Here is a 14,059-nt window from a genome sequence, read left to right as displayed (position 1 = left end):
TCGAGCCCGAAGCACATCGAGGCCGAGCCGCGCCGGGGCCGAGCCGGGCCGGGGCCGAGCCGGGCCGGGGCCGAGCCGCGCCGGGGCCGACGGCGTCCCGCCGGCTATGGTCGGGGGTTGAGCCCGTCGTACTCGCGGAACGACCGCGTCACCCGGAGCACGAGCCCGGCGAGGGCCACGATCACGATCCCGCCCAGGAGCGGGGGGAACCACGCCGCGGCGATGAGGGCGAGCGCGCCGACATAGAGATCGCCCAGCCGCGGGCCGCCGGTGACGACGACGGTGAAGACGCCTTGGAGGCGTCCGCGCATGTTGTCGGGCACCGCCGTCTGCAGCATGGTCGAGCGGAACACCGCGCTCACGTTGTCGGCCGCCCCCGATCCGGCGAGGAAGAGCGCCGCGAGCGCGATCGCCCCGATGCTCGCCCCGCCGAAGTCGTCGTCGGTGTTCCCGCCGAGGAGCGTGGCGACGAGGAGCACGACGGCGAACCCGGCGATGCAGAGCCCGTAGACCTGCACCGCACGGGCGATCGCGCGGCCCTGCCAGCGCACGGCGCCGAGCCTGCCCGAGAGAAGACCGCAGACCATCGCCCCGACCGCGGTGGAGGTGGTGAGCACCCCGGACGTGACCGCTCCTCCGCCGAGGACGACGGCGCCCACGGCGGGGTACAGCACACGGGGCTGGCCGAACGTCATCGCGATGATGTCGACGAGGAATCCCGCCCGGATGTTGGGCGCCCGCCTCAGGAACGCCAGGCCATAGCGGAGCGACTCGAGCCCCGGGCGCTGCACCTGGCCCTCCGGCAGGATGCGCGGCAGCGTCGCGATGCCGAGGAACGCCGTGACGAAGAGCACGACATCGACGGTGTAGGTCGGGCCGAAGCCGACCGTGGCGACGAGCACGCCCGCCAGCGCCGGCCCCACGGTGACCATGGCGCCCATCGCGATCCCGTGCATGGCCGCGGCCGCGGGCAGCAGCTCACGCGGCAGCAGACGCGGGTAGATCGCGGATCGGGTGGTCGTGATGACCGTGCTCGCGACGGTGTTGAGCATGGTCAGCACGTACAGCAGCCAGATGCTCTCGAGCGCGGTCCAGGCGAGGATCGCGATGGTCGCGGTCGAGCTCCAGGCCACGATCGCCGAGACCAGCGCGACCGCCCGCCGGTCGAACGCATCCGCCAGCATGCCGCCGTAGAGGCCGAAGACCACCATGGGCACCAGCGCGAACAGCGCGACACCCGAGACGGCCGTGGTCGAGCCCGTGAAGTCGTAGATCTGCAGCATCACGGCGACCACGGTCATCTGGCTGCCGATGCCGGAGACCGCCTCGCCGATCCACAGCCGCGCGAACGCGGGGCTCGACCTCAGCGGAGCGAGATCGACGAGGTGGCTCCGTCGTGGAGACGGAGCCGACCTCGTCGAGGGTTCGGAGCCGGGCTCCGTCACCGCCGCGCGAGCAGGTCGGAGTGGTGGATCTCCGCGACGTCGGGGTGGGCGCGGAGCTTCCCCTTCAGCACGTTCTCGCCGTAGGTGGCGAACAACGGGTTCTCGGGGTCGCGGGTGACACCCCGGGCGTCGGAGGCGAGCTCCGGAGGCAGCTCGAGGGTCGGGATCGTCGTGTCGAGCGCGGGGCTGTAGAAGAACGGGATGGAGACACGGTCGTCGCCGGCAGCGGGGGAGAGCACGCGGTGCACGGTGGCCTTGAGGTAGCCGTCGGTCGCGATCTCGAGGAGCTCGCCGATGTTCACGACGAAGGCGCCGTCGATCGGCGGGGCGTCGATCCACTCGCCGTCCTTCTCGACCTGCAGGCCGCCCTTGCCGGGCTCGACCAGCAGGAGCGTGAGCACCCCGTAGTCCTTGTGAGCGCCGACGCCCTGGCCCTGCGCCGGGGCGTCCTTGCCGGGGTAGCGGATGATCTTGAGCAGCGACGACGGGTTCTCGCGGAACGCGGCGTCGAAGACGTGCTCGTCGGCACCGAGCGAGAGAGCCCAGGCACGCAACAGCGTCAGGCTCACCCGGTCGAGCTCGGAGTACCACTCGGTGACCACGTCGCGGAGCTCGGGCAGCGCATCGGGCCACTGGTTGGGGCCCTCGAGGCGCCAGTAGTCGGGGGTGTCGGCCTCGATCGGGTGCGGCTCGCGCTCCTCGCCGATGTCGATCTGCTCACGCCAGTCGACCTTGCCCTGCGTCAGCTCGCCGCCGATGCGCATGTAGCCGCGGAAGTGCGGGCTCTTGAGGTTCTCGATGGCCAGCTTGTCGTCGTCCGGGAGTGCGAAGAACCGGCGGGCGGTGCTGAGGATCCGGTCGATCAGCTCCTGCGGGACGCCATGGCCCACGAGGTAGAAGAAGCCGTAGTCATGGGTCGCCTCCCGCAGGTCGGTGCGGAAGCGCTCCGCCTCCTCGGGCGAGGAGGAGAGGCGGCTGAGGTCGAGCACGGGGAGCGACGCCCCGTCGAGAGATGATGTCATGTCTGTCCGTTCCGCGATCTACAACGCCTCACCACTCTCGACTCTTCCCGTTCCGGTGTCGAATCGCGCGGCGTCATGTTACGAGCGGCGGCCCGTGCCCGGTTCGCTCTGGTAGGCTTATGCGGTTGCCGTGAAGCGGCCGCGGATCAAGAGCGCCACAGCATCGGGCTGTCGGCACCGCGCAACGAAGAGGAAGGGGATCCCATCTATGGCACTCGAAGCAGACGTCAAGAAGGCGATCATCGAAGAGTACGCAACCCACCCCGGTGACACCGGATCCCCCGAGGTCCAGGTCGCGATCCTGACCAAGCGGATCAAGGATCTCACCGAGCACCTCAAGGAGCACAAGCACGACCACCACTCGCGTCGTGGTCTGCTGCTGCTGGTGGGCCAGCGTCGTCGTCTCCTGGGCTACCTCCAGGACATCGACATCCAGCGCTACCGTTCGCTCATCGAGCGACTCGGCCTGCGCCGGTAGTCTTCGCTGACAACGCGATCTTCTTGCGAGCGGGTCGTCACCTCCGGGTGGCGGCCCGCTTCGTCATTCCCGGCCCCGATGACAGTGAGCTAAACTCACGAAATGAGGGTCGAGTTCATCCGGGACGACGGCGCCGGGGTCTACGCTCTCCGCGACTTCTCTTCGGTGGAGGCCGCTTTCGAGCAGTTGCGCTCTGCCACGGGTGTGTTCATCGATCGGTATGGCCGAAGTCGGCTCTACCCGGATCATCAGACCATGGTGGTCCGAGCGCTTCGCGGGCTCGAGCAATGCCCGGCGTACTTCGTTGTGTTCCTCGCCGATGCGGCGGCCAGTGGCACCTTGATCCTGGTAGAGGGTGACTAGTTCCGCCGTCCGTGGACCTCCGGGAATAGTCGTTCGCCACCTCCTGTTGGATCGCATGTAGATGCGAATGCATGGAAAGAGGAGAGTGCGATGAGCGCGAAGAAGCTGGCCGTGGTGACCGCGGGGCTGAGTCAGCCGTCGTCGACGAGGCTGCTCGCCGATCGGCTCGCCGAGGCGACCGTGGAGGCCGCCACCCTCGACGGTGTCGAGGTGGAGGTGACCGTCGTCGAGCTGCGCGACATCGCGCAGGACATCACGAACAACCTCCTCACGGGCTTCCCGAGCGGGCGCCTGCAGGAGGCGATCGACCAGGTCACGCGAGCGGATGGGCTCATCGCCGTGACGCCGATCTTCTCGGCCAGCTACAGCGGCCTGTTCAAGTCGTTCTTCGACGTCATCGACAACACCGCGCTCGACGGGCTGGCCACCACCCTCGCCGCGACCGGCGGATCGGCGCGCCACTCCCTGGCGCTCGAGCACGAGCTGCGCCCGCTGTTCTCCTACCTCCGTGCCGCCACCCTGCCCACCGCGGTGTTCGCCGCGTCGGAGGACTGGGGCTCGGGTGCCGACGGCGTCTCAGCGCTTCCGTCGCGCGTCCGGCGCGCGGGTCGCGAGCTCGCGGGGGCCCTCGGCAGGAGCGACCGGTCGTCGCAGGTGCGTGATGAGTTCGCGCTCGACGCCGACTTCAGTCCTTTCGGGGGAGTCCCCACCGAGTAGTGCTTGTATGGGGACATGGCCGCAGCGAGGATCCGATCCATCGGCACCGCGGTGCCCCCCACGGTGATCGAGCAGTCCGCTGCGCGTGACGTCTTCGCCGCGCAGCCCGGGCTCGGCCGTCTCGGGGAGAGGCTCGTCCGCACGTCGTTCGACCAATCGGGCATCCAGACCAGGCACACGGTGCTCACCGAGCTCGAGGCGTCGGCGCAGCCCGAGGGCCCCGCGGTGTTCTATGACCGCTCCTCGCGGCTCCTCCTCGATCCCGGCACCGGACTCCGCAACGATCTCTACGCGGCGGTGACATCGGAGCTCGTGGTGGAGGCGGCGCGGTCCGCCTTGGCGGAGGTCCCCGACCTCGCGGCATCCGACATCACGCACGTCGTCACGGTGTCATGCACCGGGTTCTTCGCCCCCGGCCCCGACTTCGTGCTCGTGAAGGAGCTGGGGCTCCGACACGATGTGGCGCGCCAGCACATCGGCTTCATGGGCTGCCAGGGCGCGTTCCCCGGGCTGCGGCTCGCCGACGCGTTCTGCGCAGCGGATCCCGACGCTGTGGTACTCGTGGTCTGCGTCGAGCTCTGCACGCTGCACGTGCGCTCGTCGAGCACGACCGATCAGATCGTCGCGAACTCGGTGTTCGCCGACGGAGCCGCGGCCGCCGTGGTCACGGGCCGGCCGGGTCCGGCAGCGTCCCCGGCCCTGCGCATCGACCGGCTGCGGTCGCGCCTCCTGCCCGAGGGCGAGCAGGCGATGGCGTGGACCATCGGCGACCACGGCTTCGAGATGGTGCTGAGCACCTACGTGCCCAAGCTCATCGACGGCAGCATCGGCGAGCTCGTCGGAGGCTTCGCGGCGGATCTCGACCTGGCGTCCTCCCGGTGGGCGGTGCACCCCGGTGGCCGCGACATCCTCGACCGGGTGCAGTCGCGGCTCGGCCTCGACGACGAGGCGATGGCACCGTCGCGCTCCGTGCTGCGGCGCTTCGGCAACATGTCGAGCGCGACGGTGATGTTCATCCTCGCCGACCTGCTGCACGCCGGCGGTGAGGTCGATCGGCCGGTGATCGCGATGGCGTTCGGCCCCGGTCTGTCGGTCGAGCTCGGCGCCCTCACGCTCGAGGCGGCGCGGACTGGTGCCGCGGTCGGGGCGGCAGCGGTCGAAGGGGCGGCGGTCGACGGGGTCCCGGCCGCATGACCGCGCTCGGGTCGCTGTCCCGGCGGGCGGCCGACCTCCAGGAGTACATGGACGACCCCGCCTGCGATCGCGGGCGCCTCGATGCGACGTACGCCCGCTTCAAGCTGGTCAACCGCATCGTGGCCGGGTGGCGCGGCATCTACCGCGACCACATCCGACCGCGGCTGTCGGATGCGATGCCCTCCACCCTGCTCGACCTCGGCTGCGGCGGTGGCGACGTCGCCCGCTCGCTCGCGGCGTGGGCGGCGCGCGATGGCCTCCAGCTCTCGGTCACCGCGATCGACCCGGATGCCCGCGCCTACGAGTTCGCCTCCCGGCAGTCCGGCCCTCCTGTGCTCTACCGGCAGGCCTCCAGCGCCGACCTGGTCGCCGAGGCAGCGCGGTTCGACATCATCGTCTCGAACCACGTGCTCCACCACCTCGACCGCGAGGAGCTCGCCGCCTTCTTCTTCGACAGCCAGCTGCTCTGCCGGGGGATCGCTCTGCACGGCGACATCCGCCGGAGCCGCCTGGCGTACGCGGCCTACGCGGTCGGGTCGCTCCCGATCGCGCGCGGGTCGTTCATCCGCGACGACGGGCTGACGAGCATCCGCCGCAGCTACACGGCGAAGGAGCTGCGGGCGACCGCGCCGCTCGGCTGGGACGTCCAGGAGCGGCCGATGTTCCGCAACCTGCTCATCCACCGCGTGCGCTGAGCTCCGCTTCTCTCGAGACGGGCGCCGACGGCCGATTCGGTCGCGGATGCCCGCATCCGGAAGACTGGGGCGATGACCGACCGACGACGACGCAAGCCGCTGTGGCGGTCGGAGCTGTTCCTGCTGGCGCTCGTGCTGGTGCTCGCGATGGTCGCGGGGCTCGTGAGCCGCTCCGATCTCGGCGTCGCGGGGCCGATCCTCAGCGGTCTGCTGCTCGCGCTGGCCCTCGCCGCCGCGGTGCTCCTCGTGGTGCCGCTCGTGCGACGGGGCCGGCCGGATGCCGAGAGCGCGCGCGTGTCGGTGGCGGGCATCGACCTGGTCGACCTGCCTCCGGAACTGCGGGTGCCGGTCGACGAGACGCGCCGCCGGCAGACCTCGCTCGACGCCGCGCTCGCGCGCTCGAGCGGCGAGCTGTCGGCCGTGCTCACACCGGATGCCACCCGGTGGCTCGGGCGTGAGCTGCGCGTGGCCGTCGACCTCATCGCCGACGACGGCGAGGTGCACCGGGTCGGCTTCCTTCCCCGCGACGTGGATGCGCAGTGGTCCGAGCGGCTGAGGGGTCTCGCCGCCCACGGCGCGGTCGCGCGCGTCCGGGCGGTGGCGCGGACGACGACGCGCCCGTACGCCGTCGACGTCTATCTCGGGCCCATTCCGGCGGCCGACTGATAGAATGTCTCACGTTGCGAGCAGGCCGGCAGGATGCTGGTCAACGGTGGTGGCTCGCCGGTTCCGCTGAGACGGACCCGGAGCGCTTCTACTGGTGACCAGTACGCAGACCCTCGAGCAGCGACGACGGGCCGCCGGCCCGTGGTCCCCGCGCGGGACGAGGCGTTCTCCTCTGCCCACGCGCCTGCCTGCGACGTGAGGAGTCGTGAGTCCACACGGGACGACGACGTAAAACAAAGGAGTACGACCTCTTGGAAGGTCCTGAGATCAAGTTCGCCGAAACCGTTCTCGACAACGGCAAGTACGGCACCCGCACGGTCCGGTTCGAGACCGGACGCCTCGCCCAGCAGGCCCAGGGCGCAGTCGCGGCCTACCTCGACGAGGAGACCATGCTGCTCTCCGCGACGAGCGTGTCGAAGCACCCGAAGGACAGCTTCGACTTCTTCCCCCTGACTATCGACGTCGAGGAGCGGTCGTACGCGGCCGGCAAGATCCCCGGCTCGTTCTTCCGCCGCGAGGGCCGCCCGTCGACCGAGGCGATCCTCGTCTGCCGCCTCATCGACCGCCCGCTGCGCCCGTCGTTCGTCGACGGCCTCCGCAACGAGGTCCAGGTCGTCATCACCGTCCTGAGCATCGCGCCCGACGAGTTCTACGACGCCCTGGCCATCAACGCGGCCTCCGCGTCGAGCCAGATCTCCGGCGTGCCGTTCTCCGGCCCGATCGGCGGCGTCCGCCTCGCGCTCATGCCCGGCTACGGCTCCGAGCCCGACCAGTGGATCGCGTTCCCGAAGTTCTCGCAGCTCCAGGAGGCCGTCTTCGACCTCGTCGTCGCCGGCCGTGTGGTCGAGAACTCCGACGGCTCGTCCGACGTCGCCATCATGATGGTGGAGGCCGAGGCCACCGAGGGCAGCTGGAACCTCATCAAGGCCGGCGCTACCAAGCCCTCCGAGGCCGTCGTCGCCGAGGGTCTCGAGGCGGCGAAGCCGTTCATCCGTCAGCTCGTCGAGGCGCAGGCCTCCCTGGCCTCGCAGTCGGCCAAGGAGATCCAGTCCTACCCGGTGTTCCGCTCCTACACGCAGGAGGCGTACGACGCCGTCGCCGCGCTCGCCTACGACGAGCTCGTGAACGTGTACCAGATCGCCGACAAGATCGAGCGCCAGAACGCCGACGATGCCCTCAAGGAGCGCGTCAAGGCGGCCATCCAGCAGAAGGTCGATGCGGGCGAGCTCGGCGGCGACATCCCCCCGATGGTCTCGGCGGCCTACAAGTCGGTCACCAAGGTCGTCGTCCGTGGGCGCATCCTGCGCGACGGCGTGCGCATCGACGGTCGCGGCCTCGCCGACATCCGTCCGCTCGACGCCGAGGTCGCGGTCATCCCGCGCGTGCACGGCTCCGCCATCTTCCAGCGCGGCGAGACCCAGATCCTGGGCGTCACCACGCTGAACATGCTGAAGATGGAGCAGCAGATCGACTCGCTGTCGCCCATCACGCACAAGCGGTACCTGCACCACTACAACTTCCCGCCGTACTCGACCGGTGAGACCGGCCGCGTCGGCTCGCCGAAGCGTCGCGAGATCGGGCACGGCTTCCTCGCCGAGCGCGCCCTCGTGCCGGTGCTGCCGAGCCGCGAGGAGTTCCCCTACGCGATCCGTCAGGTCTCCGAGGCTCTCGGTTCCAACGGCTCCACCTCGATGGGCTCCGTCTGCGCGTCGACCCTGTCGCTGCTGAACGCGGGTGTGCCGCTGCGCGCTCCCGTCGCCGGCATCGCCATGGGCCTCGTCTCCGACGAGGTCGACGGTGAGACCCGCTACGCGGCCCTCACCGACATCCTCGGTGCGGAGGACGCGCTCGGCGACATGGACTTCAAGGTCGCCGGCACCAGCGAGTTCGTCACGGCGATCCAGCTCGACACCAAGCTCGACGGCATCCCCACCGCCGTGCTCGACGGTGCGCTCAAGCAGGCGAAGGCCGCGCGCGACGCGATCCTCAACGTGCTGAACGCCGCCATCGACGAGCCCGACGAGCTGGCGCCCACCGCGCCGCGCGTCATCTCGGTGCAGATCCCCGTCGACAAGATCGGCGAGCTCATCGGCCCCAAGGGCAAGACGATCAACGCGATCCAGGACGAGACCGGCGCCGACATCTCCATCGAGGAGGACGGCACCGTCTACATCGGCGCGACCGACGGCCCCTCTGCCGAGGCCGCCCGCGCCCAGGTCAACGCGATCGCCAACCCGCAGAACCCCGAGGTGGGTGAGCAGTTCCTGGGCACGGTCGTCAAGATCGCGACCTTCGGCGCGTTCGTCTCGCTCCTCCCGGGCAAGGACGGCCTGCTGCACATCTCCGAGGTGCGGAAGCTCGCCGGCGGCAAGCGGGTCGAGAACGTCGAGGACGTCCTCGGCGTGGGTCAGAAGATCCTCGTCGAGATCACGAAGATCGACGACCGCGGCAAGCTGTCGCTCGCCCCGGTGGTCGCCGAGGCCGCCGACACGGAGGGCTCCGCGGCGCACAGCGAGGGCCCCGAGGCTCCGGCCGAGGGCTGATCCTCCGGTCTTCAGCGCCTGACTACGAAGCGGCTGGGAGAAGCGTCGACGACGCTCTCCCAGCCGCTTCGGCGTTCAGCGATGTCATAGGGTTGAGGTGATGAACGGCGCAGCACCACTTCCGTTGGATCTGCCGGAGCTCGTCATCGGCGAAGGCGCCGAGGGACTGGTGCGGCGTACGATCCTCCCCAGCGGCATCCGCATCCTCACCGAGCACGTCCCGGGTGCGCGCAGCGCGACCGTCGGGTTCTGGCTCGCGGTCGGCTCCCGCGACGAGCTCGGCGCCGAGGGCGGGGCGCCATCGCACTTCGGCTCGACGCACTTCCTCGAGCACCTGCTCTTCAAGGGCACGCCCCGTCGCAGCGCACTCGACATCGCGGTGGCGTTCGACGCCGTGGGCGGCGAGCACAACGCCATCACGGCGAAGGAGTACACCTGCTACTACGCCAAGGTGCGCGACCGCGACCTGACGATGGCGGTCGACGTGCTGGCCGACATGGTGGCGGCGTCCACGCTCGACCCCGACGAGTTCGAGACCGAGCGCGGGGTCATCCTCGAGGAGCTCGCGATGGCGGAGGATGACCCGGGCGACGTCGCGGGGGAGCGCCTCTTCGAGGCGGTCCTCGGCGAGCATCCGCTCGGCCGGCCGATCGGCGGCACACCCGCGACCATCCGCGCCGTCGGGCGCGACGCCGTGTGGGAGCACTACCGCGCCACCTACGCGCCCCGCGACCTCGTCGTGGCGGTGGCGGGTGCGGTCGACCACGACGCTGTGGTGGCCCGTGTCGAGAGCGCGCTGAGCGCCTCCGGATGGGATCTGTCGATCGCCTCGGCCCCCGCGGCCCGGCGCCCGACCGGCGCGGCCGCGATCCTGCCCGGTGCACCGGTCAGCGTCGTGCGGAAGCCGCTCGAGCAGGTGAGCCTCATGCTCGGCATGCCCGGGCTCGTCGCCACCGACGATCGCAGGATGGCGCTGAGCGTGCTGAGCTCGGTGCTCGGCGGCGGGATGTCGTCGCGCCTCTTCCAGGAGATCCGCGAGAAGCGGGGTCTGGCGTACTCGGTGTACTCGTTCGCGCAGGGCTACTCGGATGCGGGGCTGTTCTCGCTGTACGCCGGATGCGCGCCCGGGCGTGAGCGCGCGGTGAGCGACATCATGCTGGGCGAGCTGCGGCGGATCGCCGCCGACGGGATCACGCCCGACGAGCTCGTCCGGGCACGCGGACAGCTCTCCGGCGCCGCTGCGCTCGCTCTCGAGGACAGCGACACCCGCATGAGCCGGCTCGGACGCTCCGAGCTGTCGACGGGCGAGTTCGTCGACCTCGACGAGCAGGTGCGCCGTCTCGAGGCCGTGACGCTCGACGACGTCCGCTCGATCGCGGCCACTCTCGCCGAAGGCTCGGTGAGCGTCTCGGCGGTCGGTCCGATCGACGAGGCCGTCTTCGACGACGTGGCGGTGACACGATGACCCGCACCCTGTACCTCGTGCGTCACGGCGAGCAGATGGACGCCGAGCACGGCGTCGACGACGGGCCGCTCTCCCAGCGCGGCGTCCGTCAGGCGAAGCTCCTGGCCGATCGCCTCGGCGGCGTCCCGTTCGACAACGTGTGGCACTCGCCGCTCGTCCGCGCGGAGCAGACGGCCAAGATCATGGCCGAGCACCTGCCGGCCCTCGATCCTCAGCCGAGCGCCCTTCTCTTCGACTGCGTCCCCACGGGATACAGCCCGGCCATGCCGCACACCTTCGAGGCGTTCTTCAACTCCGTCACGCCGGAGATGGAGGATGCGGGCAGAGCGCAGATGGCGGATGCGGTCGACGAGTTCCTCACGCCAGCCTCGGGAGATGAGCACGACCTGATCATCACCCATAACTTCGTGATCGGCTGGTTCGTCCGCGAGGCGCTCGACGCGCCGGAGTGGCGCTGGGTGGGCCTCAACCAGGCGCACTGCGGCCTCACCATCATCCGGCACAAGCCGGGGCGGATGCCCGAGCTCGTCGTGCACAACGACCTCGGTCACCTGCCCGCCGAGCTCCGCACGGGCATGAACGACGCCCAGCCCTACTGAGCAGGCCCGATCCGCTTGCCGTACCAGCGGGTCGCGTTGGGGTTGTCGTTGTAGGCGGCGATCTCGGTGAAGCCCTCGCGGGCGTAGAGGCGCGCGGCGCCGTCGAGGGTGTGGTGCGTGTCGAGCACGAGCTGCGTGGCGCCGAGCTCGAGGGCGCGGCGCTCGAGCTCGGCCATGAGGTCGTGCGCCCAGCCACGACCACGGGCGGCGGGGGAGAGCCAGACGTGCTTCACCTCGGCGCGCGCCCCGTCTGCGGTGGGTGCGTCGCCTGCGATGGGCGCGTCGAGCATCCGCAGCCCCGCACAACCGACCGCGATGCCGTCGTCGTCCTCGACGAGGAGGAAGACGCCGCGGCTCGGCGCGTAGTCTGCGGGCTTCGGGCCCGTGACGACGTAGGCGCCGCGCTGCGGGAACGCGTCGGCGCGGTAGGAGAAGTAGTCGGCGAGCAGCCGCGACTCCTCGGGGCCGGTGACCTCGCCCTCACGGATGCGCATCCCGTCAGCCTAGGACTGCGCGGGGCACCTCGGGCCCGCTCCCGAGCGGGGACGGTAGATTGGAGGTCATGGTCGTCAAGGTCGCCGTGGTCGGCGCGTCAGGGAAGCTGGGGCGCGTCATCTCCGCCGTGATCGAGGAGGAGGACGACTTCGAGGTCGTCGCCCGTCTCGGTTCGACGAGCGATCTCGACGAGATACTCACCGCCGACGTCGTCGTGGACGTGACCGTCCCCGGTGTCAGCCAGCGCATCGTCGAGCACGCCGTTCGGGCGGGCAAGAAGGTGCTCATCGGCACCTCGGGCTGGTCGGCCGACAGGATCACCTCCCTCGAGAATACGGTGGCCGAGACCCCCGGCGCGGCGGCCATCGTCATCCCGAACTTCTCCATCGGGTCGGTGCTGGCCACGACCTTCGCCACCATGGCCGCCCGGTACTTCGACTCGATCGAGATCGTCGAGGCGCACGCGGCCAGCAAGATCGACTCGCCGTCCGGTACCGCGGTGCGCACCGCGGAGCTCATCGCCGCCGCCCGCTCGCACCTCGGACCTGTGTCGGCCCCCCACACCGACCAGCGCGCGCGCGGACAGCAGGTCGCCAGCGTCCCGGTGCACAGCCTGCGGATGAGCGGGGTCGTCGCCAAGCAGGACGTCGTCTTCGGCGGGACGGGGGAGATCCTTACCCTCACCCACGAGACCATCTCGCCGAGCTCCTACCAGACCGGGATCAGGATCGCGCTGCGCGCCGCGGCCGCCGCCGAGGACGGGGTGGTCGTCGGCCTCGACCGCCTCATCGGCCTGACCACCGCGCCTGCCGCGCCCCGCACCGGCGCCACGGGTCCGGAGAACGTGTCGGGTCAGGCCGCTGAGGCCACCACGGTCGACCGGTGAAGGGGCGCGCCGCCGCACTCCTGATGTGCCTGCTCCTCGGGCTCTACATCGTGCTCGTCGGCTGGCAGGCCGTGCGCTTCGTGCTCACCGGCGAGCCCATCGGGATCGCCATGGGGACGGTGCTCATCATCCTGCCCATCGTGGGCGTGTGGGCGCTGGTGCGCGAGCTCATGTTCGGCTTCCGGACGGAGGCGCTGGTCAAGCGGCTCGACGCGGAGGGCGAGCTGCCCGTCGACGACCTGCCCAAGCGCCCGAGCGGCCGCCCGGTGCGCGCCGCCGCCGACGAGGAGTTCGGCGAGTACCGCGACGCGGTCGAGGCCGCCCCCGAGGACTGGCGCGCCTGGTTCCGCCTCGGGCTCGCGTACGACGCCAGCGGCGACCGCCGCCGGGCCCGCGCCGCCCTCCGCACCGCGATCCGCCTGGAGCACGACGCCGCCCGCGCCTAGCCCTTTGCGGGCGCTTCGCCCGCGCGTACGTCGCCGCCCGGCCGAGCTGCCACCGCTGGTTTCGCTGCCTCCGTGACCTTCCGCGTGGTCGATGACCCGGCGACACGTCATGCAGACCGCGAAACCCGGGGGATGGTCGGACGGACGGGCGGGTCAGACGGCGGCGAGGGCCTCCGGGACCGTCGTGTCGCGGAACTCGAAGCCCGACTCGGTGAGGCGCGCGCTCGACACGTCCTGATCAGCGAGCAGCAGCTCGCGGCCCGCGTCGGCGAGCCCGAGCTTGATCGCCCACGCCGGGGCGGGCAGCCAGTACGGCCGCCCGAGATCCTCCGCGACCTCGCGGATGATCTCGCCGGCCGGCACCGGGCCGGGAGCGACGAGGTTCATGGGACCGGCCACCTCCGTCTCGATGAGGTGCCGCAGCGCGGCCGCCTCATCGAACAGGCTGATCCACGGCCAGTGCTGTCGCCCGTCGCCGAGCGGACCCGCGAGACCGAGCTTGGCGAGCATCCGGATCGGCTTCAGTGCGCCCTGCTCGCCCAGGACGAGGCCGGTGCGCGCGTACACGACACGCGAGTGAGCGGAGGCAGGTGCCGCGGCACGCTCCCATGCCACGCAGACCTTCGCCAGGAAGCCGTCGCCCGGCGCCGACTCCTCCGTTAGGATCTCGCCCGGCCGATCGCCGTAGTATCCGACGGCCGACCCGGAGATGAACACGCGGGGCGGGGTCTCGGCCTTCGCCATGGCGTCGACCAGCGTCGCCGTCGCGCCGATCCGCGACTGCAGGATCTCGCGCTTGTACTGGAGTGTCCACGGCAGTCGCGAGATGGACGCACCGGAGAGGTTCACCACCGCGTCGACCCCGTCGAGGATGCCGACGCGGAGCCAGCGGGCCTCGGGATCCCAGGAGCGCTCGAACGGCGTCTGGGCGGGTCGGCGCACGAGCACCAGCGCCGTGTGGCCCGCCTCGCGCAGTTGGCGGGCGAGCTCGGTGCCGATGACGCCGGACCCGCCGGCGATCAGGACTGTCTGCGCATCCGGCATG

The 14,059-nt window shown here is 70.8% G+C and carries 15 protein-coding genes; 11 read left to right on the top strand and 4 right to left on the bottom strand.

The features are described 5' to 3' along the window. Window positions 1–104 precede the first annotated feature (104 nt). Entirely contained in the window at window positions 105–1,445 is a 1,341-nt protein-coding gene (locus ACFJGV_RS03025) for an MFS transporter (RefSeq protein WP_378146731.1), read from the bottom strand. Next, the gene (locus ACFJGV_RS03020) at window positions 1,442–2,467 is read right to left on the bottom strand and encodes an isopenicillin N synthase family dioxygenase (protein WP_378146729.1); all 1,026 of its coding nucleotides are present in this window, start codon (window positions 2,465–2,467) and stop codon (window positions 1,442–1,444) included. The genes ACFJGV_RS03025 and ACFJGV_RS03020 overlap by 4 nt, the downstream gene beginning before the upstream one ends. Window positions 2,468–2,675: 208 nt before the next feature. Here ACFJGV_RS03020 and rpsO point away from each other — a divergent pair, with 208 nt between their 5' ends. The 9 genes from rpsO to ACFJGV_RS02975 all read left to right on the top strand — a co-directional run bounded on the left by rpsO (window position 2,676) and on the right by ACFJGV_RS02975 (window position 11,187). Continuing rightward, window positions 2,676–2,945: a 30S ribosomal protein S15 gene (rpsO, locus tag ACFJGV_RS03015; protein ID WP_085019689.1), complete on the top strand. Its 270-nt coding sequence runs from the start codon at window positions 2,676–2,678 to the stop codon at window positions 2,943–2,945. Window positions 2,946–3,047: 102 nt separating this feature from the next. Continuing rightward, complete coding sequence (locus tag ACFJGV_RS03010; RefSeq protein ID WP_378146727.1) at window positions 3,048–3,308, top strand: hypothetical protein; 261 nt, start codon at window positions 3,048–3,050, stop codon at window positions 3,306–3,308. A gap of 90 nt (window positions 3,309–3,398) precedes the next feature. Continuing rightward, a complete protein-coding gene (locus tag ACFJGV_RS03005) occupies window positions 3,399–4,025 on the top strand; it encodes an FMN reductase (RefSeq protein WP_378146726.1) in 627 nt (208 codons plus the stop codon). Between the two features lie 15 nt (window positions 4,026–4,040). Further along, window positions 4,041–5,219, top strand: coding sequence for a type III polyketide synthase (locus ACFJGV_RS03000; protein ID WP_378146725.1), 1,179 nt, complete (start codon window positions 4,041–4,043; stop codon window positions 5,217–5,219). Beyond that, window positions 5,216–5,914, top strand: a complete 699-nt coding sequence (locus ACFJGV_RS02995) for a class I SAM-dependent methyltransferase (RefSeq protein ID WP_378146724.1) — start codon at window positions 5,216–5,218, stop codon at window positions 5,912–5,914. The genes ACFJGV_RS03000 and ACFJGV_RS02995 overlap by 4 nt, the downstream gene beginning before the upstream one ends. Before the next feature lie 72 nt (window positions 5,915–5,986). Next, a complete protein-coding gene (locus tag ACFJGV_RS02990; RefSeq protein WP_378146723.1) occupies window positions 5,987–6,580 on the top strand; it encodes a hypothetical protein in 594 nt (197 codons plus the stop codon). 251 nt (window positions 6,581–6,831) lie between these two features. After that, window positions 6,832–9,123, top strand: a complete 2,292-nt coding sequence (locus ACFJGV_RS02985) for a polyribonucleotide nucleotidyltransferase (protein ID WP_378146722.1) — start codon at window positions 6,832–6,834, stop codon at window positions 9,121–9,123. 100 nt (window positions 9,124–9,223) lie between these two features. Then, on the top strand, window positions 9,224–10,588 hold the full coding sequence (locus ACFJGV_RS02980) for a M16 family metallopeptidase (protein ID WP_378146721.1): 1,365 nt from the start codon (window positions 9,224–9,226) through the stop codon (window positions 10,586–10,588). Next, window positions 10,585–11,187, top strand: a complete 603-nt coding sequence (locus ACFJGV_RS02975) for a histidine phosphatase family protein (protein ID WP_378146720.1) — start codon at window positions 10,585–10,587, stop codon at window positions 11,185–11,187. Before ACFJGV_RS02980 ends, ACFJGV_RS02975 begins: the two co-directional genes overlap by 4 nt. Here the strand turns inward: ACFJGV_RS02975 and ACFJGV_RS02970 are convergent. Further along, on the bottom strand, window positions 11,181–11,681 hold the full coding sequence (locus tag ACFJGV_RS02970) for a GNAT family N-acetyltransferase (RefSeq protein WP_378146719.1): 501 nt from the start codon (window positions 11,679–11,681) through the stop codon (window positions 11,181–11,183). The genes ACFJGV_RS02975 and ACFJGV_RS02970 overlap by 7 nt on opposite strands. A 68-nt stretch (window positions 11,682–11,749) precedes the next feature. On the opposite strand from ACFJGV_RS02970, the gene dapB reads away from it, so the two are divergent. Then, window positions 11,750–12,568: a 4-hydroxy-tetrahydrodipicolinate reductase gene (dapB, locus tag ACFJGV_RS02965; RefSeq protein ID WP_378146718.1), complete on the top strand. Its 819-nt coding sequence runs from the start codon at window positions 11,750–11,752 to the stop codon at window positions 12,566–12,568. Further along, entirely contained in the window at window positions 12,565–13,014 is a 450-nt protein-coding gene (locus ACFJGV_RS02960) for a tetratricopeptide repeat protein (RefSeq protein WP_378146717.1), read from the top strand. Before dapB ends, ACFJGV_RS02960 begins: the two co-directional genes overlap by 4 nt. A 153-nt stretch (window positions 13,015–13,167) precedes the next feature. Here ACFJGV_RS02960 and ACFJGV_RS02955 read toward each other — a convergent pair whose 3' ends face one another. Next, on the bottom strand, window positions 13,168–14,058 hold the full coding sequence (locus ACFJGV_RS02955) for a TIGR01777 family oxidoreductase (RefSeq protein ID WP_378146715.1): 891 nt from the start codon (window positions 14,056–14,058) through the stop codon (window positions 13,168–13,170). Between the last annotated feature and the right edge of the window lies 1 nt (window position 14,059).

The sequence above is a fragment of the Cnuibacter sp. UC19_7 genome (genome assembly GCF_042699995.1).
GTDB lineage: Bacteria > Actinomycetota > Actinomycetes > Actinomycetales > Microbacteriaceae > Cnuibacter.
Note: the sequence above shows the minus strand (reverse complement) of the source record. Positions and strands in the feature narration are given on the sequence as shown.